Below are 24,163 nucleotides of genomic sequence, written 5' to 3'. Positions count from 1 at the left end.
GACAAGCGGCTTGCGTGGCGCAAAGCGACGCGCGCGGAAGCCCCTCGGGCGCCCCTGCGGGGCCCGGCGGACGCTGCGTTGCGCGGCGGTCAGGACTTGGCCAGCAGACCGTCCATGATCAGGGTGATGGTGGTGTCGACATAGGCGCGGCGCAGCTCGTCGTCGATCTCGTCGATGCCGTGCACGTACTTGAGCACGAATCGCGCCGAGAAGATCTGGTCCGCCGCGCCGATGGCGATGAAGTAGAACAGACGCGAGTCGATCGGCTTGAATTCGCCGGCCGCCACGCCCTCGGAGATCATCGCGTGGTAGGCGTGGGAAATCGGGGCCAGGTATTTCTCGGCGATGTCGCGCGCGATCTCGGCGCTTTCGTCGCGCATCGTCTTGATCAGCAGCCGCTGCAGGTAGGGGCAGCGGAAATACATGCGCACCAGGCCCGAGAGATGGTAGCGCATCTTCTTGGACGGGCTCATGTCCATGTTGACCAGCGCCGAGAGCTGGGTGATCGAGGCGCCCAGGTCCCGCTCCAGCAGGGCGAGCATCAGCCCGTTCTTGTTGCCGAAGTAATACTTCACCAGGGCCGAGTTCACGCCCGCCTCGGCCGCGATCTCGCTGATCGGCACGTTGAGCGTGTCGCGCTTGCGCATCAGCTCGCTGGCCGCGGTCAGCAGCAGGTCGCGGGTCGACATCCGATCCCCCTCGGCCACCGCGGCCGTGTCGCTCTTCATCGCCAAGTTAAACGGTCCCCCGGTTCATCGACCTGGACCTTAATCGGGGAGCGAAGCGTTGTCACGCAGGCGTCGTCGGCCGGCCGGCCGGTCGGGCCGCGGCGTTCCTGCTGCGCCGCACCCATGGCGCCGCGCCGCGGCGGGGAGTAAAGTCCGACCCGGCCGGTCCCTGCGTCGGCCGCCCTGCCCGCCGCCGCCACAGGAGACGCCGTGTCCGACCCGATCCCCCACCCCGTCCCCGGACCGCAGCTGGTCGCGGAGCTGATCGACCTGCTGGACGTCGAGCGTCTGGAGATGAACCTGTTCCGCGGCCGGGTCGCCGAGGCGGACGAGGACCACGTCCGCATCTACGGCGGCCACGTGATCGCCCAGGCGCTGCGCGCGGCCTACAAGACGGTCGAGGGCATGGCCTGCCACTCGCTGCACGCCTATTTCATCCACCCCGGCGATCCCGCGATCCCGGTGATCTACGAGGTCGACCGCGCCCGCGACGGCCGCAGCTTCGCCACCCGCCGGGTGATCGCGATCCAGCACGGCCGGCAGATCTTCAACCTCGCCGCCTCCTTCCAGCGGCCGGAGGAGAGCTGGGCCCACCAGCACGACATGCCCGACACGCCCGGTCCCGACAGCGGCCTGCGCTCGCGCCACGAGATCCGCGAGGAGATCCGGCGCAAGACCGGCAAGTTCGACCCGCTGGGCCCGACCCACATCTACGCCATCGAGATGCGCGAGGTGGAGCCCCAGGACCTGCTGGAGCCCAGGAAGCTCTCGGATTTCAACCGGCTGTGGATGAAGCTCCAGGCGCCCGCCGAGCAGCCGCCCGAGGTGCACCAGTGCCTTCTGGCCTATGCGTCGGACATGAACCTGCTCAGCTCCGGCACCCGGCGGCACGGGATCTCGTGGCGCCGCGGCGACGCGATGCAGGCCTCGCTGGACCACGCGATGTGGTTCCACAAGCCGGTCAGCTTCGACGACTGGCTGCTGTATTCGATGGACAGCCCCTTCTCCGGCGGCGCCCGCAGCTTCAATCGCGGCCAGGTGTTCACGCAGGCCGGGGAGCTGGTCTGCTCGGTCGCCCAGGAAGGGCTGATGCGGCCGATGAAGAAGAAGGGCTGAACCGCCCTCCCGGAACGAGGAAGGGCAGCCCCGGGGGCCGCCCTTTCCGTTTCAGCGCCCCCGGATGCGGGGGTCGAGCGCGTCGCGCAGACCGTCGCCGATGTAGTTCACCGACAGCACCGTCAGCGAGATCGCGAGGCCGGGCCAGATCACCCGGTCGGGCGTCAGCGTCATGAAGTTCGCGCCGTCGTAGAGCAGCCGCCCCCAGGTCGGGAAGTCCGAGGGGAAGCCGAGGCCCAGGAACGAGAGCGCGCTCTCGGTGATGATGGCGTTGGCGACGCCGAGCGTCGCCGAGACCATGATCGGGCTCAGCACGTTGGGCAGGATGTGGCGCAGGATGATCCGGCGGGACGGCGTGCCGATGGATTTCGCCGCCAGCACGAACTCGCGTTCTTTCAGGGCCAGCACGTCGCCGCGCACGATGCGCGCGGTCTGCATCCAGCTGGTGATGCCGATCACGAAGACGATCAGGATGAAGATGCCGCTCTCGGGCCCGAAGGCGGTGCGCAGCATGTCGCGGAACAGCATGATGATGACCAGCAGCAGCGGCAGCAGCGGCAGGGCCAGGAACAGGTCGGTGAAGCGCATCAAGGGGCCGTCGAGCCGGCGGAAATAGCCCGACAGCACCCCGATCAGCGTGCCCACCAGCAGCGAGAGCAGCATCGCGGTGACGCCCACCGCCAGCGACACCTGCCCGCCCGCGATGATCTGGGCCAGCATGTCCCGCCCGAGGTTGTCGGTGCCCAGCGGATGCTCCCAGCTCATCAGCTGGTTCTTGGCGCGGATGTCGAGCTTCTGGGGGTCCACGTCGTGGATGAAGGCCCCCAGCGTGCACAGAAGGATGATGAACAGGAACACCGCCATGCCCGCCAGCGCGCCCCGGTGGGAGGCGAACTGACGCCACACGTCCGACCATTGCGAGCGGTGTTTCGGCATCGCGGGGGCGGCGACGAGGGCGGGGCCGCCCGCGGGGGTGGCGCCTCCGGCGGGGATCGGCTGGTCAGTCATAGCGGATCCTCGGGTCCAGGATGCCGTAGAGCAGGTCGGCGATCAGGTTGAACAGCACGATCAGCACCGCGAAGATGAAGGTCAGGGTCTGGACGGTGGGGATGTCGCCGCCCTCGATGGCGCCGATCAGCAGCTGTCCGAGGCCGTTCACCTTGAAGATCTGCTCGGTGATGATCGCGCCGCCGAAGACCTGCGGCAGGTTCAGGGCCAGCACCGTGACGACCGGGATCAGCGAGTTGCGCATCACGTGCACCAGCACCACGACCTTCTCGGTCATGCCCTTGGCGCGGGCGGTGCGAACGTAGTCCTGCCCGAGGTTGTCGAGCATCGAGGCCCGCATGAACCGGCTGATCTGGGAGGCGTTGTAGAGGCCCAGCACCATCGTCGGCATGATCATCTGCTTGATCTGGAAGACGAAGCTCTCCCAGTCCGTGACCTCGTGCGTGGTGTCGTAGATCGAGGGGAACCACTCCAGGTTCACCGAGAAGATCACGATGAAGAGGAGGCCCGTGAAGAAGGTGGGGATCGAGAAGCCGACCATCGAGAACAGCGTGCCGAACTGGTCGAACCACGAATACTGCCGATAGGCCGAGATCACCCCGATCGGGATCGCGATCAGCGCGCCGAGCACGTAGCTCATCCCCACCACCCACAGGGTCTGCGGCATCCGCTGGGCGATCAGGTCGACCACGGGGGAGCGGGTCTGCCAGGACAGGACGCGCAGCCGGTCGCCGTCGCCGAAACTCCAGCCGGTCCACTGCTCGATCAGGTTCAGGGGCTCGTTGACGAAGAACTGGATCAGCCACTTCCAGTAGCGCACGGCGAAGGGCTCGCCGAGGCCCAGCGACAGGCGGATCTTCTCGCGCACCTCGGGCGGGATGGTCAGCGGAAGCTGCGCCGTCGGGTCCGAGGGGGCGAGGTCGAGGATCGCGAAGATGATGAAGCTGATCGCCAGAAGCGCGGGAACCGCGAAAGCGAGCCGTCTGAGGGTGTAGGTCAGCATGTGCGTCTCTGGGACTCGGCCTGGGCCGGGAGGCGCGGAGCCCCCGGACTGCCCCCGAAAGGGGCGGAGGGGGAGGGGCGGCGCCCCTCCCCCGGGGCTCAGGTCCGTCCGATCACTCGGCGCGGGTCCAGTCGGCGATGTTCCACAGCTCGGAGTCCCACTCGTTCATCTTGACCCCCTCGAGCGTCACGGCGTGGGCCGAGACGCCGCCGCGGTGGATCAGCGGGATGATCGCGCCGGATTCCATCAGCATGTCGTTCATCTTGATCGCGAGCTCCGCGCGCTTCTCGAGCTCGGCCGTGCCGGCCATCTCGGCGACCAGCGCGTCATACTCCTCGGAGCAGAAGCGGGGCATGTTGGCGCCCAGCCAGTTGGTCTTCGGCGACGGGATCTCCGAGCAGCGCCAGGAGGCCATGTAGGCCTCGGGGTCGGTGCCGTCGAAGTTGTTGGTGTACATCTCCAGGTCCGCATAGAACTTCTGGAACGTGTCCGGCGAGGACGGGTCGCCGCCGAAGAACACCGAGGCCGAGATGTTGCGCAGCTCGGTCTCGACCCCGATCTCCTGCCACATCTGCTTCAGCAGCGCCTGGGTGCCCTGGCGGACCGAGTTGGTCGAGGTCTGGAACAGGATCGACAGACGCACGCCGTCCTTGGCGCGCACCCCGTCCGAGCCCATCTCGTAGCCCGCCTCGTCGAGCAGGCGGTTGGCCTCGTCGACGTCCGGGGTCTTGCACCAGTCGTTGTTGGTGGAGTTGTAGATCTCCGGCGCGGGCAGCACGTTGCAGGTCACCTGCCCCGCGGCGCCGTAGCCGGCCTCGACCAGGATCTCGCGGTCGATGGCCAGAGACAGGGCCTTGGTCACCGCCGGATCGGTCAGGAACGGATGCTTGCCGCCCTCCAGCGTCGAGCGCGCGTCGCCCAGCGCCGGGTCGGGGTTGGAGAAGTTGGTGTGGATGCGCTCGACCGAGGTGCCGAAGGCCGAGACCACCGTGCCTTTGCCCGCGGCGGCCATCTGGGTCAGGATCTCGGGCTCCACCTGCAGGTTCCAGGCGTAGTCGAACTCGCCCGTCTCGAGGACCGAGCGCGCGGCCGCGGCCGCGTCGCCGCCGCCCTTGAACACCACCGTCGAGAAGGCCGGCTTGGCGGCGTCGCGGTAGTGGGGGTTCGGGGCGAAGACCACCACGTCGTTGGGCTTGAACTCGGACACCACGTAGGGGCCGGTGCCGTTGGGGCCGAAGTTGGCGTCGGTGCACTCGGGGGCCTTGGCGCCCATGCAGTCGGCGAACTGGGCCTTCTGGATGATCGGCGACTGGGCGCCGACGAAGGGCCCGTAGGGGAAGGGCTTGGCGACCGCGAAGTTGACCTTGACGGTCAGCGGGTCGATCACCTCGACGCTCTCGACGTCGGTGAAGGCCGCGACCTGCTGGCAGCCGCCGCTCTCATCCATGCAGTAGGCGGCGGTGAAGGCCACGTCCTCGGCGGTGAAGTCCGTGCCGTCGGACCACTTGATGCCGGGCTTCAGCTTCCAGGTGATCGACTTCAGGTCCTCGGACACCCCGCCGTTCTCCAGCGAGGGGATCACGTCCACGAGCCAGGGGACCATGGTCCCGGTCTCGTCGTAGCGGGCCAGCGGCTCGAGCACGAGCGAGGAGCCCTCGACGTCCTTGGTGCCGCCCGACAGGAACGGGTTCAGGATCGAAACGGCCTGCCAGTAGATGATGTTGAGCTGGCCGTCGGCGCCGCGCTCGGCCTGCGCGGGGGCCGCGCCGGCGAGAAGCGCCGCGGCGCAGGCGCCCGCGAGCAGTTTATGGGTCGCTTTCATGATCTCTTCCTTCTCTCCCTGTTGATGGAAGCGGTCCGGCTTTTTTCCCGGTCCCGCATGGAAGCTCGGGTCATTCCGAAAGGTGGCAGGCGGCGAAATGGCCGTCGCTCAGCTTGCGGAAGGCAGGCGTCTCGACCGCGCAGCGGTCGAAGGCATGGGGGCAGCGCGTGCGGAACCGGCAGCCCGAGGGCGGGTTCGCGGGGCTCGGCACGTCGCCGGTCAGGATGATCCGCTGGCGCGTCGCCTCGCGCCGGGGATCCGGCTCGGGCACGGCCGAGAGCAGGGCCTGCGTGTAGGGATGCCTGGGCACGGAATAGAGCTTTTCGCGGGGCGCGAGCTCCACCATCCGGCCCAGGTACATGACCGCCACCCGGGTCGCCATGTGGCGGACCATGGAAAGGTCATGGGAGATGAAGAGATACGTAAGTCCAAGGCGTTGCTGGAGCTCCTCCAGCAGGTTGACCACCTGCGCCTGGATCGAGACGTCGAGGGCGGCGATCGGCTCGTCGCAGACGATGAAGCCGGGGTCGAGGGCGAGCGCGCGGGCGATGCCGATGCGCTGGCGCTGGCCGCCCGAGAACTCGTGCGGGTAGCGGTTGGCGAAGCTGCGCCGCAGGCCCACCGCGTCCATCAGTTCGTAGACCCGTTCCTGCATCTGCTTGCGCGACAGCGAGCGGTGCTCGACCAGCGGCTCGGAGATGATGCCCGAGACGTTCATGCGCGGGTTGAGGCTGGCCTGCGGGTCCTGGAAGATCATCTGCATCTTCCGGCGGCGCTGGCGCAGGGTCTCGCCCTCGATATGGGTGATGTCCTCGCCGTCGAGGATCACCCTGCCCTGCGTGATCGGGGTCAGGCGCAGGATGGCGCGGCCGGTTGTGGACTTGCCGCAGCCGGATTCTCCCACCAGGCCCAGCGTCTCGCCCTTCAGGACGTCGAAGCTGACCTCGTCCACCGCCTGCACCGCGCCCACCTGGCGGCGCAGCAGGCCCTTGTGGATCGGGAAATGGACCGAGAGGTTCTGCACCCGCAGCAGCGTTTCGGCCGTGGGGGCGGCGCGCGGGGCGTCGAGGGCGGCGGCGTCGCTCATGCCGGAACCTCCGTTTCCGCCTCGGGCGGGGTCCACCAGCAGGCGACCCGGTGGCCCGCCGCGCCGCAGGGCTCGAGCCTGGGGTCGGCCGCGAGGCACTTGTCGAAGGCGTGCGGGCAGCGCGGCGCGAAGGAGCAGGCGACGGGCGTCTCCATCAGCACCGGCGGCTGGCCGGGGATGGTGCGCAGGCGCTGGGGGCGGTCGCCCTCGAGGTGGGGCATCGTCTCCAGCAGGGCGCGGGTGTAGGGGTGGCGGGGGTCCTCGAAGATCTCGAGCACCGGCCCCTCCTCCACGATCCGGCCGGCGTACATCACCGCCACGCGGTCGGCGATGCCGGCGATGACGCCGAGGTCGTGGGTGATCCACACGATCGCCGCGCCGAGCCGCTGGCGCAGGTCTTTGACCAATTCGATGATCTGGGCCTGGATGGTGACGTCGAGCGCGGTCGTCGGCTCGTCGGCGATCACCACGCCCGGCTCGCAGGCGAGCGCGATGGCGATCATCACCCGCTGGCGCATGCCGCCCGAGAACTGGTGGGGATAGTCGTTCAGCCGCGCCTCGGGCGAGGGGATGCCGACCATCGCCAGCAGCTCGGCCGCGCGCTTGCGGGCTTCGGGCTTGCTCAGCCTGAGGTGCTTGCGCAGCGGCTCCATGATCTGGAAGCCCACCGTGAACACCGGGTTGAGCGAGGTCATCGGGTCCTGGAAGACGAAGCCGATCTCGCCGCCGCGCAGGCGCCGCATCGCCTTCGGCGTCATCGCGTCGACGTCCTGGCCGCGGAAGCGCACCATGCCGCCGGTGCGCCGGGCGGGCGGGCTCGGCAGCAGCTGCAGCGCGCTCATCATGGTGACGGACTTGCCGGAGCCGCTCTCCCCCACCACGCCCAGCAGCTCGCCGGGGCGCAGGTGGAAGGACACTCCGTTCACCGCATGGACCGCGCCGTCGCGCGTGTCGAAGACGGTCTCGAGGCCCTCGACCTCGAGCACCGGCGCGTCGTCCACGCCGTTCGTCTGCTGCGCGGTCGCCGGGGCGCCGTCAGCCAAGGGCATCCCGTCCCGCCGCATGGGCGTCGGCCGTTCGCATGGTTCTCTTTTCCCTGTCGGACCCAGTTGTTTTTCGGGTTCTGCGCGAGTCAGAGAATACCAATACGCAAGGCGCCGCAACGCAAAAACGCGGGGGAAGGGCGGATTATCGATAATGTGAGCCGCGCCTTGCGTCACCTGCCTGCCGGCGGTCGGGAACACGCCGCCGGCGCGCTTGACCGGGCGGGCGAAGGCGGCGCAGGCTGCCCGCGTCGTCCCCCTGAGGAGCCCCCCGGATGCCCGTGACCTACACCCCGCGCGAGATGCTGGAGAAGCTGGTCGGCTTCGACACGGTCAGCGCCAAGTCGAACCTCGCGCTGGTGCAGTTCGCGAAGGACTACCTCGAGGGCCACGGCGCGCGCGTCCACCTGATGCCCGACGAGACCGGCGAGAAGGCGGGGCTGCTCGCCAACATCGGCCCCGAGGTCCCCGGCGGCATGGTCCTGTCGGGCCACACCGACGTGGTGCCGGTGGAGGGGCAGGCCTGGAGCACCGACCCGTTCTCGGTGGTCGAGCGGGACGGCCGGCTCTATGGCCGCGGGACCTGCGACATGAAGGGCTTCGATGCGCTGGCGCTCTGCGCCGCAGCGGATGCGGCCAAGGTGGGGCTGAAGCGCCCGCTGCAGATCGCCTTCTCCTTCGACGAGGAGCTGGGCTGCCGCGGCGCGCCGCCGCTGGTGGCCGAGATGCGCAAGGTGCTGCCCCCGGCCTCGGCGGTGATCGTGGGGGAGCCCACGATGATGGGCGTGGTCTCGACCCACAAGGGCGGGGCGGGCTTCACCACCTACGTGCACGGGTTCGAGGTGCATTCCTCCCAGGTGCACAAGGGCGTCTCGGCGGTGATGACCGCGGCGCGGCTGGTCACCTGGCTCGAGGACCGGATGGCCGAGAACCGCGCGAAGGCGGAGGCCGGGCCCTACCCCGAGGCGGAGGGCTTCGAGCCGCCCTGGACCACGCTCCACGTGGGCCTGTTCCATGGCGGCACGGCGGGCAACATCACCGCCAAGGACGCCTGGTTCTCGACCGACATCCGGGTGGTGCCGCCCGAGGTCCCGGCCGAGTGGGCGGAGCGCTACATCGCCGAATGCGCGCGGCTGGAGGCGGAGATCCGCAAGATCCGGCCCGAGGCGCGCATCGACCCGCAACCCCGCATCCCCGTGCCCCCCTGCCGGCGCGAGGAGAACGGCGAGGCCGAGCGCGTCGCCCGCACGATCACCGGCGACAACGCCGAACGCGCCGTCGCCTACGGCACCGAGGCGGGCTTCTTCCAGGAGGCCGGCTACTCCACCATCGTCTGCGGGCCGGGCGACATCGCCCAGGCCCACCAGCCCGACGAGTTCCTCGAGGCCGACCAGCTCGACAAGGGCGAGGCCTTCATGAAGCGGCTGGTGGAGATGCTGGCGGCCTGAGCCGCGGCTTGCGGGCGCCTGGGCGCCCTGCGGGCGGGCTTGGCTGGCGCGCAGGGGGCGAACGGCGGTCCGGGAGGGGGAGGGGAGAGCCTCCGGCGGGCTCCGGACTCACCCGGGAACAAGGGCCCGCGCCTGTTCCCCGGATCCGTCCATCGCGTCTGATGCCTGAGCGACTCGCCCGCCCCGGTCAAGGACGAGCCGGCTTCGCCGGTCGCTGCGCGATCCTTGACCGGGGCGGGCGAGTCGCTCTGATCGGCATCCGCGATGGACGGCTCCGGGGAACAGGCGCTCCGCGAGGGGCCTGGGGGCGGCGGGCGCGTGGGGCGCGGCCTAACCCTCGAAGCCCCAGGCGTAGGCCACGCCGAGGCCGAAGAGGAGCTGGTCGGCGTCGCCGCGCCGGGCGACGATCGGGGTGTCGGCGGCGTCGCCGAGCAGGCGGCTGTAGACCGCGCCCGCGCCCAGGTGCCAGCGGGGCGAGAGGCTCTGCAGCACGCCGAAGCCCACGCGCAGGTCCCGGCCGGGGCCGCCGGCGTCGAAGGCCGGCAGGCCCGAGGCGGCGGCGCCGGCGGCGGAGACGGACCAGTAGCGCTCGGCATAGGCGTCGTTGGTCAGGGTGACGCCGGCGAGCGCCGCGACGGCGCCGCCGGGCCAGGGCAGCGGGTGCACGGCGCGGGCGTAGAGGTTCAGCGCCGCCGCGCCGTCGCCCTCGGTCACGTCGAAGGTCAGGTCCGCGCCCAGCGCCAGGCGGCGCGCGGGGCGGGCGGGGTCGACGAACTCGTAGCCCAGGTTCACGCCCAGCTCGAGCGAATCGTCGACCTCCGGCAGGCGCGCCACGACCGGGTCGTCCACGTCGCTGCGCCCGAAGCGGTAGATCGCGGCAGGACCGGCGCGCCAGCCGCTCCGGTCGAAGCGCGTCTCGAGCAGGTTCAGCGCCGCGTAGTTGCCCAGCACCGTCAGGCGGCCCAGCGGCGTCTCGAGCATCGCGGCCGGCGCGGCGCCCAGGAAGTCGTCGTCCGAGCCCAGCCAGGTCGGCGCGAAGCCCACCCCCACGGCGACCACGTTGGGCAGGTGGTCGAGCGGAATCGGGATCGGGAAATCCCCGCCGGCAAGGGCGGGCGAGGCCCAGCCGAAGAGCGGGAGCAGCGCGGCGCGGGCGGAACCGGGAACCATCTGGCGCGCCTCCGAAGCGGGTCGAACGGCGCGAGGCTAGCCGGCGCCGGGGCGCGCGTCCACGGGCTTCGCGGGCCGGCGGAGGCCGCGGCCCGGGGGGCGGCCCGGGCGCCCCCCCCGCCCGGGCGGGTCCGCTTCGCCTCTTGGCGCCGCCGGGGCGGATCGGGGATCATGCGCGGGCGCCCACGCACGCGGGCGCCTCGGCGACCGGAGCCCATGACCGACGATCCCCGCCCCACCGAAGACCCAGCCGGCGCCGCGCCGCGGCCGCACGCCCCCGTCGGTCGCCCGCCGCCGGGCCTGCGCCGCGGCGGCGGCCGCACGCCGGCGCGCTCGGCCGCCTACGCGTTCAAGAAGGAGCTGGTGCTCAAGACCGCCGCCACGCTGTTCTTCCGCAACGGCTACACGCGCACCAAGATCTCCGACATCGCCGCCGAGCTCGGGGTCACGCCGCCGTTCATCTACTACCACTTCGCCTCGAAGCTGGAGCTGCTGACCGCGATCTGCGCCCAGACCTCGGTGATGTCGGCGGATCTGGCGGAAAGCGCGCTCGCCCACTCGGACGAGGACGTGCTGACCCGCTTCCGCCGCTTCGTGCGCGAGATGTGCCTGCGGGTGATCGAGGAGCGCGAGTTCCTCTCGATCCTGTTCGTGGAGGGCAAGCAGCTCCCCCCCGAGATCTACGAGCGGCTGCGCGCCGACCGTCAGCGCTTCGCCCGCGCCCTGCACCACCTGCTGGAGCAGGGGCGCCAGGCGGGGGTGTTCCGGTTCGAGGACGCCTCGATCGCCAACCAGACCGTCACCGGCATGCTCACCTGGCCGTTCAACTGGTTCAGCCCCGACGGGCCCGAGAGCCCCGAGACGATCGCCGCCCGGATGGAGACCCTGGTGCTGGCCGCCCTCGGCGTGCCGTTCGAGGTGGCCTCGGCCGGCTCGCGCCCGGGCGCAGGCGGCGGCCCGGCGGGTTCGTCGCGGAAAGAGACGCTTGACGACTCGGCGCAACAAAATATGCTCGCCGCTAGCAAATCCTAACCGCGACTATATCGCGGACGACAACGACGGAGGACGCGACGCCCGGGCAGCGGGCGCGACGCCCCCGCGCCCTGGGAGGAAAAGCGACGTGACCGTCGACCCCGCCGCGCCTTGCGGCGTCTTTTCTCGTCAGTCGAACGGCCGGCAGGTCGTGACGCGCGCCGCGCGTTGCGCCATGGTCCCGCCGCAACCGCCCGCAGACGGCGGTCCCAAGGGAGGACATCGATGATCGATCTTCGCGCCCGCGCCGGTCGCAACGGCATCGGCGACGGCCTGCGCCGCGCCGTGGCCCGCAACCCCAGGAAGGACGCCCTGATCTTCCGCGACCGCACCTGGTCCTACGCGGAGATGGAGACGGCGGCCTTCCGCATCGCGACCCACCTGCGCGACGCGGGGCTGCGCAAGGGCGACCGGGTCGCGGCCTTCGCGCGCAACTCCGACGCCTATTACCTGCTGTGGCTGGCCTGCGCCCAGTCCGGCCTGATCCACGTGCCGGCCAACTACGGCCTGACGGGTCCGGAGCTGAAATACATCGTCGAGCAGTCGGGCGCGCGCGCCCTGGTCTACGACCGCGCGCTGAAGGGCTCGGTCGACGACATGGGGCCGGTCGCGGGGCTCGACTTCCTCTCGGCCTTCGACGGCGGCGACGAGATCGACGTGATGGCCGCCGCCCAGGGGACCACGGACCCCGAGCGCGAGTGGGACGTGACCGAGGACGACTACGTCCAGATCCTCTACACCTCGGGCACCACCGGAAAGCCCAAGGGCGGGCTGATGAAGCACCGCGCGCTGATGGCGGAGTTCTACTCCTGCATCCACGCGCTGGAATACGTGGAAACGGACCGCTGCCTGTGGTCCCTGCCCCTCTACCACTCCGGCCAGATCCACACCTTCTCGAACCCCCAGATCATGGTGGGCTCGACCTGCGCGCTGCTCGAGCAGCCCAAGCCCGAGGACGTGTTCCGCTGCATCGAGGAGAACCGGATCACCTCGTTCTTCGCGCCGCCGACGGTGTGGGTGGGCCTGCTGCGCCACCCGGGCTTCGACGCCCATGACCTCTCGAGCCTCAACAAGGTCTACTACGGCGCCTCGATCATGCCCGAGCCGATCCTGGTGGAGCTGCGCAAGCGCCTCAACGGCGCGCGCGTCTTCAACTGCTACGGCCAGTCGGAGACGGGGCCGCTCGCCACCGTGCTCAAGCCCGAGGAGCATGACGGCCGCCTGACCTCGTGCGGGCGCCCGGTGCTGAACGTCGAGACCCGGGTCGTGGACGAGAACGACGAGGACGTCCCCGTCGGCGAGACCGGCGAGATCGTCCACCGCACCCCCCACGTGATCACCGAATACTGGAACCGCGAGGACGCCACCGACGAGGCGTTCAAGAACGGCTGGTTCCACACCGGCGACATGGGCCGCTTCGACGAGGAAGGCTTCCTCTATGTCGTCGACCGGGTGAAGGACGTGATCAACACCGGCGGCGTGCTGGTGGCGAGCCGCGAGGTGGAGGACGTGCTCTTCACCCACGAGGCCGTCTTCGAGGTCGCCGTGGTCGGCCTGCCGGACGAAAAATGGCTCGAGGCGATCGCCGCGATGGTGGTGCTGAAGGAGGGTCACGCCCCCTCGGAGGCCGAGCTGATCGCGCACGCGAAGAAAAGCCTCGCGCACTACAAGATCCCCAAGCGCATCATCTTCGTCGAGGACCTGCCGCGAAACGCGTCGGGCAAGATCCTCAAGCGGGAGCTGCGCCGGGTCCATGGCGGAGAGGAGACCGCCGTCCACACCGGCGCGACCGCGTCGGCGGGCTGACAGGAAGGCCCGCGACAAGGGCCGGCCCGAACCAACATGGGAGGAGAGAGACCATGAAACGCACCCTTATGGGCGCGGCGCTCGCCGCGTTCGCGCTGGGCGGCTGGGGCGCCGCCAACGCGCAGGAGCCGCTGCGCATCGGCGTGCTCGAGGACATGTCGGGCGTCTACGCCGACATCACCGGCGCGAACTCCGTCGCCGGCGCCGAGCTGGCGGTCGAGGACTTCGGCGGCACGGTGCTCGGCCGGCCGATCGAGGTGCTGTCGGCCGACCACCAGAACAAGGCCGACGTCGGCGCCTCGATCGCGCGCAAGTGGTACGACGTCGACGGGGTCGAGATGATCACGGGGCTCGGCAACAGCTCGGTCGCGCTCGCCGTGCGCGGGATCTCGACCGAGAAGAACAAGGTCAACATCTCGACCTCGGCCGGCACCAACGCGCTGACCGGCGAGGCCTGCTCGAAGACCGGTTTCCACTGGGTCTACAACACCTTCGCCCTGTCGAAGACCATCGCCCAGTCGGTCGTCGAGTCCGGCGCGGATACGATGTTCATCGTGGCCGCCGACTACACCTTCGGCCACGCGCTGGCCGACGACGCGCGCAAGTTCACCGAGGCCGCGGGCGGCACCGTGCTGGGCCAGGTCAACGCGCCCCTGGGCACGGCGGACTTCTCGTCCTTCATCCTGCAGGCCCAGGCCTCGGGCGCGAAGACCATCGGGCTGGCGCTGGCCGGCGGCGACCTGGTGACCTTCATCAAGCAGGCGGCCGAGTTCGGCGTGACCGAGCAGGGCCAGGCGATGGCCGGCTTCATCATCTTCGTCAACGACATCAAGGCCCTGGGCCTGACCGCGGCGCAGGGCCTCTACCTCGCCGAGACCTTCTACTGGGACCAGGACGACGAGACCCGGGCGATGGCCGAGCGCTACAAGGCCAAGACCGGCGAGATGCCCAACGGCATGCAGGCGGGCGTCTACGGCTCGGTGCTGCACTACCTCAAGGCCGTCGAGGCCGCCGGCACCACCGAGGCCGAGGCCGTCGCCGCCAAGATGCGCGAGATGCCGGTCGAGGACTTCTACACCAAGGGCGCGACGGTCCGCGAGGACGGCCGGGTGATGCGGGACTTCTCGCTCTACCAGGTGAAGGCGCCGGGCGACTCCTCGGGCGAGTGGGACATGCTGACCCGCATCGGCACGCTCGAGGACGGCGAGGCGTTCCAGACCCTCGAAGAGGGCGGCTGCCCGCTGGTGCAGTAAGCCCCGTTCCGGGGGCGCGCCGCGGCGCGCCCCCGTCTCCGCCCCCCTTTTTCACGACGCTTCCGCCCGGGCCGCGCCCCCCGCCGCCGGGCCGAGCCGCCGACGCGAGACGCCATGCCCATCCGCTCGATCCTGATCGCCAACCGTGGAGAGATCGCCATCCGCATTGCGCGGGCGGCCGCCGACCTCGGGCTGCGGGCGGTGACGCTCGCCTCCGCCGACGACGCCGAGGCGCTGCACGCCCGCGCCGGCGACGCCTGCCGCGCGCTGGAGGGGACGGGCCCCGCCGCCTATCTCGACAAGGCCGCGGTGATCGAGGCCGCGAAGGCGGCCGGCTGCGACGCGATCCACCCGGGCTACGGGTTCCTGTCGGAAAACGCCGGTTTCGCCGCGATGTGCGCGGACGCCGGGATCGTCTTCATCGGGCCGTCGGCCGAGATCCTGTCGCGGCTGGGCGACAAGTCGGCCGCCCGGGCGCTGGCCGCCGAGCTGGGCGTGCCCCTGCTGCCGGGTCTTCCGGGCGGCGCCTCCGAGGACGCCGTGCGCGCCTTCGTCGAGGCCCACGGCCCCACCATGATCAAGGCCGTCGCCGGCGGCGGCGGGCGCGGGATGCGCGCCGTGGAGGCGCCCGGCGAGGTCACCGACGCCTACGCCCGCTGCGCCTCCGAGGCGCTCGGCGCCTTCGGCGACGGGTCCCTCTACGCCGAGAAACTGGTCAGGCGCGCCCGCCATATCGAGGTGCAGGTGATCGGCGACGGCTCGGCCGTGGTCCACGCGTGGGAGCGCGACTGCACCCTCCAGCGCCAGGGCCAGAAGCTGGTCGAGATCGCCCCCGCCCCCGACCTGGCGCCCGGTCTGCGCGAGGCGATCCTCTCGGCCGCCCTGCAGATCGCGGGCGCCGTGGGCTACCGCGGCCTCGGCACCTTCGAGTTCCTGGTCGACCTCGACGATCCTGAGACGTTCCACTTCATGGAGGCCAACCCCCGCCTCCAGGTCGAGCATACGGTGACCGAGGAGGTCACCGGCCTCGACCTCGTCGCCACGCAGATCCTGCTGCTGGGCGGCGAGACGCTGGCCTCGCTGTCGCTGACCGAGCCCCCTGCCCTGCGCCCCGGCTACGCCGTGCAGCTTCGCGTCAACGCCGAGACGATGACGCCGACCGGCGAGAGCCGCCCCCAGGGCGGGACGCTGGCGCTCTACGAGCCCCCGACCGGCCCCGGCGTGCGCGTCGACGGCCAGGGCTTCGCGGGGATGAAGATCAACCCGCGCTTCGACAGCCTGCTCGCGAAACTGATCGTGCGCTCCGCGGTTCTCGGCTTCCCGGCCGCCATCGCCCGCGCCGCCCGTAGCCTGGGCGAATTCCGCATCGCCGGCGTGCAGACCAACGCGCCGTTCCTCGCGGGCCTGCTCGCCCGCCCGGAGGTCGCCCGCAACGCCGTCCACACGTCTTGGGTCAAGGAGATCGCGGGCGCCGTCATCGCCCAGATGGCCGACGCGCCCGCCCTGCCCGCCTCCGCCGCCCCCGGCCCCGCGAAGCCCGCCGCCGAGGGGCCGGAGGGCACGGCGCCCCTTCCCGCCCCCCTCACCGGCGTCCTCGCCTCGCTCGAGATCGCCGAGGGCGACGCGGTGGCCGAGGGCCAGCCCGTCGCCATCCTCGAAGCCATGAAGATGGAGCATGTGGTCACCGCCGACGCCGCCGGCATCGTGCGCCGCCTCGCCGCCGCCGCCGGCGAGGCGCTGGTCGAGGGCGACCCGATCCTTTGGATCGAGCCCTCCGACGCCGCCGGCGCCGCGGTGGTGGAGGCCGAGGAGATCGACCTCGACGCCATCCGTCCCGACCTCGCCGCGGTGATCGAGCGCCACGCCCGCGGGCTGGACGAGAACCGCCCCAAGGCCATCGAGCGCCGCCGCTCGCGCAACCAGCGCACGGCGCGCGAGAACATCGCCCAGCTCTGCGATCCGGGCAGTTTCACCGAATACGGCGCCCTGGCGCTGGCCGCCCAGCGCCAGCGCAGGTCCATGGACGAGCTGATCGACATGGCCCCCGCCGACGGCCTGGTGGCGGGCATCGGCACGGTCAACGCCGACCTCTACGGCCCCGAGCGCACGCAGATGATGGCGATGGCCTACGACTTCACGGTCTTCGCGGGCACGCAGGGCTGGATGAACCACAAGAAGAAGGACCGGCTGCTGGAGCTCGCCCACCGCCTGAAGCTGCCGCTGGTGCTCTATGGCGAGGGCGGCGGCGGGCGGCCGGGGGAGACCGACGGGCTGATGGTCCACGGGCTCGACACGCCCAGCTTCCGCCGCTTCGCGGACCTCTCGGGCGAGGTCCCGATGATCGCCGTCGTCTCCGGCTTCTGCTTCGCCGGCAACGCGGCGCTGGTCGGCTGCTGCGACGTGATCGTGGCGACGAAGAACGCCTGCATCGGCATGGGCGGCCCCGCGATGGTCGAGGGCGGGGGCCTGGGCGTCTATGCGCCCAACGAGATCGGCCCCGTCTCCACCCTCGCCCCCATCGGCGCCGTCGACCTGGTGGTCGAGGACGAGGAGGCGGCGACCGAGATGACCCGGCGCCTCCTTTCCTACGTCCAGGGCCCCGCGGCGCATTGGGAGGCCGCCGACCAGCGCCTCCTGCGCTGGAAGATCCCCGAGAACCGCCGCCGCGCCTACGACGTGCGCGAGGTGATCGAGACGCTGGCCGACGCCGGCAGCGTCACCGAGCTGAAGCGCGACCACGCGCCGGGCATGGTCACCGCCCTGATCCGCATCGAGGGCCGCGCCATGGGCCTGGTCGCCAACGACACCCGCCACCTGGGCGGCGCGGTGGACGCCGAGGGCGCCCGCAAGTCCGGCGAGTTCCTGAAGCTCTGCGACCGCTGGGGCCTGCCGGTGCTGTCGCTTTGCGACACGCCGGGCTTCATGGTGGGGCCGGAGGCGGAGGCGGCGGGGCAGATGCGCGCCTCGGCCGCGCTGTTCACCATCGCCTCGAAGCTCTCGGTGCCGCTGTTCACCGTGGTGCTGCGCAAGGGCTACGGCTTGGGCGCCCAGTCGATGGCCGCGGGCGGCTTCCATGCGCCGGTCTTCACCGTCGCCTGGCCGACGGGCGAGTTCGGCGGCATGGGCCTCGAGGGCGCCGTGCGGCTCGGCTACCGGCGCGAGATGGAGGCCATCGAGGACCCGGAGAAGCGCGAGGCCTTCTACCAGGAGAAGCTCGCCCACCTCTACGAGGTCGGCAAGGCCACGACCATGGCGGGCTTCCTGGAGATCGACGCGGTGATCGACCCCGCCGAGACCCGCGCCTGGGTGACCTCCGGCCTGCGCGCCGCGGCCATCGAGGCGCGCGACTTCCACTGGCATCCGGGGAGGGCCGGCTAGATGGACGCGATCCTCGACATCAAGGGGCTGACCAAGTCCTTCAAGGGCTTCAAGGCCGTGAACGGCGTCGACCTGGCGGTGGAGCGCAACACGATCCACGCCCTGATCGGACCGAACGGGGCGGGCAAGACCACCTGCTTCAACCTGATCACCAAGTTCCTCGACCCGACCTCGGGGACCATCACCTATGACGGCGAGGACATCACCTCGACCGGGGCGGCCGAGGTCGCCCGCAAGGGGATGGTGCGCAGCTTCCAGATCTCGGCGACCTTCGCCCACATGACCGTGCTGGAGAACGTGCGCATCGCGTTGCAGCGGCCGCGCGGGGACAGTTTCTCGTTCTGGCGGCCTGAGAACGCGCTGTCGGTCCTCGACGACCAGGCGATGGGGCTGCTGCGCGACGTGGGGCTGGAGGGGGACGCGCGGCGGCTGGCTGTGGAACTGCCCTACGGCCGCAAGCGGGCGCTGGAGCTGGCGACCACGCTGGCGCTGGATCCCAAGCTGCTGCTGCTGGACGAGCCGACCTCCGGCATGGGCCGCGAGGACATCGCCCGCACCGCCGACCTGATCCGCCGCGCGGCGCAGTCCCGCACCGTGCTGATGGTCGAGCACAACCTCTCGGTGGTCTCGGATCTCTCCGACCGCATCACGGTGCTGGCCCGCGGCGAGGTGCTGGCCGAGGGGCCCTATGCGGAGGTCTCGAAGAACCCCGCCGTGGTCGAGGCCTACATGGGGAGCGACGCCCATGCCTGAGACGCTGCTCAAAGTGAGCGACCTGCACGGCTGGTATGGCGAAAGCCACATCCTGCACGGCATGAATTTCGAGGTCCGCAAGGGCGAGCTGGTCACCCTGCTGGGCCGCAACGGCGCGGGCAAGACCACCACGCTGAAGGCGATCATGGGGCTGCTGCGGCAGCGCAAGGGCTCGGTGGCCTTCGACGGGACCGAGACCATCTCGATGGCCCCGCACAAGATCGCCCGGCTGGGCGTGGCGCTCTGCCCCGAGGAACGCGGGATCTTCTCGGCCCTGACCGTGCGCGAGAACCTGCACCTGCCCCCCGTCCTGCGCGAAGGGGGCATGACCGAGGCCGAGATCGACACGCTCTTCCCCCGGCTGAAGGAGCGCTGGGGGAACTCCGGCGCCAAGCTCTCGGGCGGGGAGCAGCAGATGCTCGCCATCGCGCGCATCCTGCGCACCGGGGCGACGCTGGTGCTGCTCGACGAGCCGACCGAGGGCCTCGCCCCCGTCATCGTCCAGCAGATCCGCGATGCGCTGCTGGAACTGAAACGCCGGGGCCTGACTGTGCTGCTGGTGGAGCAGAACTTCCGCTTCGCCTCCACCGTCGCCGACCGCCACTACGTCGTCGAGCACGGCCAGGTGGTGGACCACATGACCAGCGACGAGATCGCGGCGAACACGGAGCGCCTCGAGGCGTTCCTGGGCGTCTGAAGGGGAGGGACGCGCCATGATGGAGCTGATCGGAATCCCGCCGCAGGCCCTGTTCGGCCAGCTGATGCTGGGGCTGATCAACGGGTCGTTCTACGCGATGCTCTCCTTGGGCCTCGCGGTGATCTTCGGCCTGCTGAACGTCATCAACTTCGCCCACGGGGCGCAGTACATGCTGGGCGCCTTCGTGGCGTGGATGCTGCTGAACTGGCTCGGCATTCCCTACTGGGGGGCGCTGGTCATCGCGCCGATCCTGGTGGCGGCCACCGGCCTCGTGATCGAGCGGGTGTTCCTGCGCCGGCTGCACGACCTCGACCACCTCTACGGGCTGCTGCTGACCTTCGGGCTGGCGCTGATCTTCGAGGGGGTGATGCGCTCGCAGTTCGGGGCGGCGGGAATGCCCTACGGCAATCCGCTGCCGGGCGGCGTCAACCTCGGCTTCATGTACCTGCCCTGGTATCGGGGCTGGATCATCGTCGCCTCGCTCGCGATCTGCCTCGCCACCTGGTTCGTGATCGAGCGCACCAAGCTCGGCGCCTACCTGCGCGCCGCGACCGAGCGGCCGGAGATCGTGCAGAGCTTCGGCATCGACGTGCCGCGCATGATCACCCTGACCTACGCCTTCGGCGTGGGGCTGGCGGCGCTGGCGGGCGTGCTGGCGGCGCCGGCCTACCAGGTCAGCCCGAACATGGGCTCCAACCTCATCATCGTGGTGTTCGCGGTGGTGGTGATCGGGGGCATGGGCTCGATCATGGGGGCGATCGTCACCGGCTTCGGCCTGGGGGTGATCGAGGGGCTGACCAAGGTGTTCTACCCCGAGGCCTCGAACACCGTGATCTTCGTCATCATGGCGCTGGTGCTGATGGTGCGCCCCGCCGGCCTGTTCGGAGCCGCGAAATGACCGCCGCCACGATGTCCCCCGCCCTCTCCGCCCCCGCGAAGCTGGCGGTCGCCGCGGTCGTCGCGGCGCTGCTGGTCGCGGCGCCCTTCGGCTTCTACCCGGTGCTGCTGATGAAGGTGATGTGCTTCGCGCTCTTCGCCTGCGCCTTCAACCTGCTGCCGGGCTATGCGGGGCTGCTGAGCTTCGGCCACGCGATGTTCTTCGGCGGCGCCTCCTACATCTGCGCGCATACGATGAAGGTGATGGGCTTCCCGCCCGAGGCGGGCCTGCTCGCCGGCACCGCCTTCGCCGCCCTGCTGGGCCTGGTCGCCGGCGCGCTGGCGATCCGTCGCGAGGGGATCTACTTCGCCATGGTCACCCTGGCGCTGGCGCAGATGTTCTACTTCTTCTGCCTCCAGGCCCCCTTCACCAACGGCGAGGACGGCATCCAGGGCGTCGAGCGCGGGACCCTGCTGGGCCTGATCGACCTGACCGACGACCTGACGCTCTACTACGTCGTGGCGGTGATCTTCGTGGCGGGCGTGGCGCTGATCCACCGCATCGTGCACTCCCCCTTCGGCCAGGTGCTGCGCGCGATCCGCGAGAACGAGCCCCGCGCGATCTCGCTGGGCTACTCGGTCGACCGCTACAAGCTGGTGGCCTTCGTGCTGTCGGCGACGCTGGCGGGGCTGGCGGGGTCGACCAAGGTGCTGGTGTTCCAGCTCGCCTCCCTGACCGACGTCTACTGGACCATGTCGGGCGAGGTGGTGCTGATGACCATCGTCGGCGGCATGGGCACGATCCTGGGCCCGGCCGTGGGGGCGGCGGTGATCGTGATGATGCAGAACTACCTCGCCTCCTTCGGCGAGTGGGTGCTGGTGATCCAGGGCTGCATCTTCGTGCTGGTGGTCTCGGTGTTCCGCCGCGGGATCGTGGGCGAGATCAAGGCCGCGGCGGAGCGCCGGCGCGCCCGCCGCGCGGGCTGACCGGGGGCCCCGCAGCCGCAGGATGCGGCGGCGGGGCGTGAATCCGGCGGCCCGGGGCGCCGTTGCGGCGCCTTTCGCCCTCCTGCGGCTGGCCGGCGGGCCCTGCGCCCGCTAGGCTTCCCTCGTGCTCGAAGCGAGGGGTCCCATGTCGCCGCACGTTTCCCGACGCCGCCTGGCGGCGACGGCCGCCGTGATCGCCGCTCTCTGCGCCGCCGGCGGGGCCGAGGCGCGAACCTGCTCGATCGCGGCGATCGAGGGCGCGGGGGCCGAACTGTGGGTCGAGGGGCGCTGGCGGGCGATCGCCGCGCCCGACCTGCCCCGGCCCCTGCCCCCGGTCGCCGCGATCCTGCGCACCGGCCCCGACGCGAGGCTCGAGCTGACCTGCAACGACGGCGTGGCGGTGACGCTGGGGGTGAGCTCGGAGCTCAACCTCGCCACCCTGACCGAACCCTCCCCCGACGGCGGCGTCCTGCTCCGCCTGCTGCGCGGCGCGGTGGCCGCGGTCGCCCGGGGCGGCTGGCCGGAGTTCGAGATCCGCTCGCCCCTGGTGATCGCCGCCGTGCGCTCGACCGAATGGGCGGTGATCCACGAGCCGACAGAGGGCTCGGCCGTCTTCGTGCGCGAGGGCGTGGTGGCGGTGCGCGCGGCGCAGGGCGAGGGCGCCGCCGTGCTGGCGGCCGGCGAGGGCGTGGACATGCCTCCCGCCGGGCCGCTGGGCCCGGTCAGGTCCTGGGGAGCGCCGCGGGTCGCCGCGCTCGGCGCGCGCCTGGGCCACGGCTGGCGATGACCGGGCGGCCTCGCGGCGCGGCCCGCGGGGGCGCCGCCCCCCGCCGAGGCGGGCGCTGGCCGCTGACGGCGGCGCTGGCCGCAACGCTCCTGTTCGCCCTGTGGCGGGCGCTGGCGGGCGATCCCTGGACCGACGCCTTCGACCGCTGGACCGTCGACCTGCGCTTCCAGCTCCGCGGCGGCTGGCCGGCAGGAGAGCTGGCGGCGGTGATCGCGGTGGACGAGGCCACGCTGGCGAAGGTCGGTCATCCCGCCGCCCTGCGCGCGGCCCTCGCCCGGGCCCTGCCCCTGATCCTCGCGGCCGGACCCTCGGCCGTCGCCGTCGACCTGCTGCTGGTGGACCCCTCGCCCTCGGACGCCGCGCTCTCCGCGGCGCTGGCGGGGGAGCCGCGGGTGCTGCTGGGGGCGGCGGCGCTGAACGCCGCGTCCGCGGGGACGCGGTCCGCAGACCTCGCCGCCGCGCTCGAGCGCAGCGCGATCCCGGTGGTGATCTCGCGCGGGGAGGCGGCGGAGGCGCCGGCGGTCGAGCTGCTGGCGCCGACGGACGGGCTGGCGCGGGCGGCGCGGCTGGCCCACGTGAACCTGCGCCAGGGGGCGGACCGGGTCCCGCGCGAGGCGCCGCTGGCCCTTCCCGTGGGCGACGGGCGGCTGCTGCCCTCGATCGCGCTCGCCGCCGCCGCCGTGGCGCAAGGCGCGCCGCTGGAGCTGGTGCGCGGCCGCGAGGTCCGCTTCGGCCCGCGCGTCATCGATCTGCTGCCCGGCGACCGGGTGATCGTCGACCATCCCGGCGGCCCCGGCGTGATCGCCGAGCATTCGCTGGCCGACCTGCTCGCCGGCGCGGCGCCGCCCGCGGCGCTGCGCGGGCGCATGGTCTTCGTCGGCGCCACCGCCGAGAGCCTGCGCGACGTCTTCGTCACGCCCTACGCGCCGGAGATGTCCGGGGTCACGGTGCTGGCGGGCCTCGCCGCCGGCCTCGCAGAGGGACGGGTGATCCGCCGCGGCCCCGGCGTCGAGGCCGCCGCCGCGGCGCTGGCGCTGGCGCTGTGCCTCGCGGTCTGGGCGGCGCATGCGCGCCCCGTCGGCCGCTTCGCCCCGGCGCTGGGGGCGGCGGCGGCGCTGGCCGGCGCCGGGGCGGCGCAGGCGGCCTTCGCGGGGATCGGGCCGCTGGCGGGGGGGATCTGGCTCGACGGGGCGAGCCTGGGCTTCGGCGTCGCCGCGGGCCTGCTGGCGGGGGCGGCGCGCCGGCGGATGCGGGCGGTGCGCGAGACGGCGGCCCTGGGGCGGGAGCGGGCGAACCTCGCGGGCTTCGTGCCCCCGGCGCTGGCGGACCTGCTGGCGCGCGGCGGGGCGGGCGGCTTCGGGCGGCGCACCCAGGACGCGACGGTGCTCTTCGCGGACGTGGAGGGCTTTACGACGCTGGCCGAGCGGATGGCGCCGCTGGAGACCGCCGACTTCCTCGCCGAGCTGCACGCGGTCTTCGCGGCCGAGACCGCGGCCCACGGCGGCATGGTGGTCGACTGGCAGGGCGACGGGGCGATGATCGCCTTCGGCCTGCCCGAGCCCGCGCCCGACGACGCGGCCCGGGCGCTGGCCTGCGCGGCGGCGCTGGCGCTGCGGGCGCCGGCGCGGCTGGCGGGGCGGATCCCCGGACCTGCGCCGCGGGTGCGCGTCTCGCTGCACCACGGGCCCACGGCGGCGGCGGCGCTGGGGGGCGAGCGGCAGGCGGTGGTGACGCTGGCGGGCGACACGGTCAACCTGGCCGCGCGCCTGCAGGACATCGCGCGCCGCCACGGCCGACGGCTGGTGGCGACGCGCGAGACGCTGGACGCCGCCGGCGAGGATGCCGCCGCCTCCGGCTGGCGCTTCCTGGAGAGCGCCCGCATCCGCGGCCGCGACGCCCTCGCCGAGGTCTGGACCCGCGATCTCCCCGACGACCCGCCCGCGGGCGCCCCGCCCTCCGCCGTCGCCTGAGGTCGTGCCCGCCCCCTGCGCCGGACGCAGGACGGACCTGCGCCGCCCCCCGTGGAGGCGAGGGCGCGCCCGGCGCCGCTGCGCCGAGGGCCTGCAAGGCGATGCGCGACACCCGGGATCCCGCTCCCGCCGGGCCGCGCGCGCGGCGATGCGGCGGAGAGCCCCAGACGATCAGGACGTTCAGCCGGCGACGCGGCGA

General features: G+C 71.8%; 19 protein-coding genes. 12 read left to right on the top strand and 7 right to left on the bottom strand.

The genetic code is table 11. The features are described from left to right. Positions 1-89: 89 nt before the first annotated feature. Positions 90-728 (bottom strand): TetR family transcriptional regulator, encoded by a 639-nt coding sequence (locus BM064_RS02285; RefSeq protein ID WP_218160922.1) that lies wholly within the window; start codon positions 726-728, stop codon positions 90-92. Between the two features lie 294 nt (positions 729-1,022). Here BM064_RS02285 and BM064_RS02280 point away from each other — a divergent pair, with 294 nt between their 5' ends. Next, complete coding sequence (locus tag BM064_RS02280; protein WP_092857681.1) at positions 1,023-1,844, top strand: acyl-CoA thioesterase; 822 nt, start codon at positions 1,023-1,025, stop codon at positions 1,842-1,844. A 51-nt stretch (positions 1,845-1,895) separates the two neighbouring features. Here the strand turns inward: BM064_RS02280 and BM064_RS02275 are convergent, their stop codons facing one another. The 5 genes from BM064_RS02275 to BM064_RS02255 form a co-directional block, all read right to left on the bottom strand. Then, positions 1,896-2,852 carry an ABC transporter permease gene (locus BM064_RS02275; RefSeq protein ID WP_092857393.1) on the bottom strand — a complete coding sequence of 319 codons (957 nt, stop codon included), beginning with the start codon at positions 2,850-2,852 and terminating at the stop codon, positions 1,896-1,898. Continuing rightward, positions 2,845-3,855 (bottom strand): ABC transporter permease, encoded by a 1,011-nt coding sequence (locus BM064_RS02270; protein WP_092857391.1) that lies wholly within the window; start codon positions 3,853-3,855, stop codon positions 2,845-2,847. The genes BM064_RS02275 and BM064_RS02270 overlap by 8 nt, the downstream gene beginning before the upstream one ends. A 112-nt stretch (positions 3,856-3,967) precedes the next feature. Then, positions 3,968-5,677: a peptide ABC transporter substrate-binding protein gene (locus BM064_RS02265; protein WP_092857389.1), complete on the bottom strand. Its 1,710-nt coding sequence runs from the start codon at positions 5,675-5,677 to the stop codon at positions 3,968-3,970. A gap of 70 nt (positions 5,678-5,747) precedes the next feature. After that, positions 5,748-6,764, bottom strand: coding sequence for an ABC transporter ATP-binding protein (locus tag BM064_RS02260; RefSeq protein ID WP_092857387.1), 1,017 nt, complete (start codon positions 6,762-6,764; stop codon positions 5,748-5,750). Continuing rightward, positions 6,761-7,807 carry an ABC transporter ATP-binding protein gene (locus BM064_RS02255; RefSeq protein WP_281244846.1) on the bottom strand — a complete coding sequence of 349 codons (1,047 nt, stop codon included), beginning with the start codon at positions 7,805-7,807 and terminating at the stop codon, positions 6,761-6,763. Before BM064_RS02255 ends, BM064_RS02260 begins: the two co-directional genes overlap by 4 nt. A 275-nt stretch (positions 7,808-8,082) precedes the next feature. Here BM064_RS02255 and argE point away from each other — a divergent pair, with 275 nt between their 5' ends. After that, positions 8,083-9,255: an acetylornithine deacetylase gene (gene argE / locus BM064_RS02250; RefSeq protein ID WP_092857385.1), complete on the top strand. Its 1,173-nt coding sequence runs from the start codon at positions 8,083-8,085 to the stop codon at positions 9,253-9,255. A gap of 330 nt (positions 9,256-9,585) precedes the next feature. Here the strand turns inward: argE and BM064_RS02245 are convergent, their stop codons facing one another. Then, on the bottom strand, positions 9,586-10,425 hold the full coding sequence (locus BM064_RS02245) for a MipA/OmpV family protein (protein WP_092857383.1): 840 nt from the start codon (positions 10,423-10,425) through the stop codon (positions 9,586-9,588). Between the two features lie 216 nt (positions 10,426-10,641). Here BM064_RS02245 and BM064_RS02240 point away from each other — a divergent pair, with 216 nt between their 5' ends. The 10 genes from BM064_RS02240 (at position 10,642) to BM064_RS02195 (ending at position 23,964) form a co-directional block, all read left to right on the top strand. Then, complete coding sequence (locus BM064_RS02240) at positions 10,642-11,457, top strand: TetR/AcrR family transcriptional regulator (protein ID WP_177236117.1); 816 nt, start codon at positions 10,642-10,644, stop codon at positions 11,455-11,457. A gap of 225 nt (positions 11,458-11,682) precedes the next feature. After that, on the top strand, positions 11,683-13,263 hold the full coding sequence (locus BM064_RS02235; RefSeq protein ID WP_092857379.1) for a fatty acyl-CoA synthetase: 1,581 nt from the start codon (positions 11,683-11,685) through the stop codon (positions 13,261-13,263). 53 nt (positions 13,264-13,316) lie between these two features. Then, on the top strand, positions 13,317-14,516 hold the full coding sequence (locus BM064_RS02230) for an ABC transporter substrate-binding protein (protein WP_092857377.1): 1,200 nt from the start codon (positions 13,317-13,319) through the stop codon (positions 14,514-14,516). 114 nt (positions 14,517-14,630) lie between these two features. Further along, entirely contained in the window at positions 14,631-17,894 is a 3,264-nt protein-coding gene (locus BM064_RS02225) for an acetyl-CoA carboxylase family protein (RefSeq protein ID WP_092857375.1), read from the top strand. Further along, the gene (locus BM064_RS02220; protein ID WP_092857373.1) at positions 17,895-18,647 is read left to right on the top strand and encodes an ABC transporter ATP-binding protein; all 753 of its coding nucleotides are present in this window, start codon (positions 17,895-17,897) and stop codon (positions 18,645-18,647) included. It begins immediately after the preceding gene. After that, the gene (locus BM064_RS02215; RefSeq protein WP_092857371.1) at positions 18,640-19,344 is read left to right on the top strand and encodes an ABC transporter ATP-binding protein; all 705 of its coding nucleotides are present in this window, start codon (positions 18,640-18,642) and stop codon (positions 19,342-19,344) included. The genes BM064_RS02220 and BM064_RS02215 overlap by 8 nt, the downstream gene beginning before the upstream one ends. A 16-nt stretch (positions 19,345-19,360) precedes the next feature. Beyond that, positions 19,361-20,242 (top strand): branched-chain amino acid ABC transporter permease, encoded by an 882-nt coding sequence (locus BM064_RS02210; RefSeq protein WP_092857369.1) that lies wholly within the window; start codon positions 19,361-19,363, stop codon positions 20,240-20,242. Further along, the gene (locus BM064_RS02205) at positions 20,239-21,207 is read left to right on the top strand and encodes a branched-chain amino acid ABC transporter permease (protein WP_092857367.1); all 969 of its coding nucleotides are present in this window, start codon (positions 20,239-20,241) and stop codon (positions 21,205-21,207) included. The genes BM064_RS02210 and BM064_RS02205 overlap by 4 nt, the downstream gene beginning before the upstream one ends. Positions 21,208-21,352: 145 nt before the next feature. Further along, the gene (locus BM064_RS02200; protein ID WP_092857365.1) at positions 21,353-21,994 is read left to right on the top strand and encodes a FecR domain-containing protein; all 642 of its coding nucleotides are present in this window, start codon (positions 21,353-21,355) and stop codon (positions 21,992-21,994) included. Then, on the top strand, positions 21,991-23,964 hold the full coding sequence (locus tag BM064_RS02195) for a CHASE2 domain-containing protein (protein WP_177236116.1): 1,974 nt from the start codon (positions 21,991-21,993) through the stop codon (positions 23,962-23,964). The genes BM064_RS02200 and BM064_RS02195 overlap by 4 nt, the downstream gene beginning before the upstream one ends. The last annotated feature ends 199 nt before the right edge of the window (positions 23,965-24,163 follow it).

The sequence above is a fragment of the Albimonas pacifica genome (assembly GCF_900113695.1).
In the GTDB taxonomy this organism is placed as follows: Bacteria; Pseudomonadota; Alphaproteobacteria; order Rhodobacterales; family Rhodobacteraceae; genus Albimonas; species Albimonas pacifica.
This window is presented reverse-complemented; position numbering and strand designations above follow the sequence as displayed.

Excerpts from the sequence above, each read along its gene's own strand:
- BM064_RS02285 (WP_218160922.1), bottom strand. The coding sequence starts at position 728 with ATGAAGAGCGACACGGCCGCGGTGGCCGAGGGGGATCGGATGTCGACC.
- BM064_RS02280 (WP_092857681.1), top strand. The coding sequence starts at position 1,023 with ATGAACCTGTTCCGCGGCCGGGTCGCCGAGGCGGACGAGGACCACGTC.
- BM064_RS02275 (WP_092857393.1), bottom strand. The coding sequence starts at position 2,852 with ATGACTGACCAGCCGATCCCCGCCGGAGGCGCCACCCCCGCGGGCGGC.
- BM064_RS02270 (WP_092857391.1), bottom strand. The coding sequence starts at position 3,855 with ATGCTGACCTACACCCTCAGACGGCTCGCTTTCGCGGTTCCCGCGCTT.
- BM064_RS02265 (WP_092857389.1), bottom strand. The coding sequence starts at position 5,677 with ATGAAAGCGACCCATAAACTGCTCGCGGGCGCCTGCGCCGCGGCGCTT.
- BM064_RS02260 (WP_092857387.1), bottom strand. The coding sequence starts at position 6,764 with ATGAGCGACGCCGCCGCCCTCGACGCCCCGCGCGCCGCCCCCACGGCC.
- argE (WP_092857385.1), top strand. The coding sequence starts at position 8,083 with ATGCCCGTGACCTACACCCCGCGCGAGATGCTGGAGAAGCTGGTCGGC.
- BM064_RS02245 (WP_092857383.1), bottom strand. The coding sequence starts at position 10,425 with ATGGTTCCCGGTTCCGCCCGCGCCGCGCTGCTCCCGCTCTTCGGCTGG.
- BM064_RS02240 (WP_177236117.1), top strand. The coding sequence starts at position 10,642 with ATGACCGACGATCCCCGCCCCACCGAAGACCCAGCCGGCGCCGCGCCG.
- BM064_RS02235 (WP_092857379.1), top strand. The coding sequence starts at position 11,683 with ATGATCGATCTTCGCGCCCGCGCCGGTCGCAACGGCATCGGCGACGGC.
- BM064_RS02230 (WP_092857377.1), top strand. The coding sequence starts at position 13,317 with ATGAAACGCACCCTTATGGGCGCGGCGCTCGCCGCGTTCGCGCTGGGC.
- BM064_RS02225 (WP_092857375.1), top strand. The coding sequence starts at position 14,631 with ATGCCCATCCGCTCGATCCTGATCGCCAACCGTGGAGAGATCGCCATC.
- BM064_RS02220 (WP_092857373.1), top strand. The coding sequence starts at position 17,895 with ATGGACGCGATCCTCGACATCAAGGGGCTGACCAAGTCCTTCAAGGGC.
- BM064_RS02215 (WP_092857371.1), top strand. The coding sequence starts at position 18,640 with ATGCCTGAGACGCTGCTCAAAGTGAGCGACCTGCACGGCTGGTATGGC.
- BM064_RS02210 (WP_092857369.1), top strand. The coding sequence starts at position 19,361 with ATGATGGAGCTGATCGGAATCCCGCCGCAGGCCCTGTTCGGCCAGCTG.
- BM064_RS02205 (WP_092857367.1), top strand. The coding sequence starts at position 20,239 with ATGACCGCCGCCACGATGTCCCCCGCCCTCTCCGCCCCCGCGAAGCTG.
- BM064_RS02200 (WP_092857365.1), top strand. The coding sequence starts at position 21,353 with ATGTCGCCGCACGTTTCCCGACGCCGCCTGGCGGCGACGGCCGCCGTG.
- BM064_RS02195 (WP_177236116.1), top strand. The coding sequence starts at position 21,991 with ATGACCGGGCGGCCTCGCGGCGCGGCCCGCGGGGGCGCCGCCCCCCGC.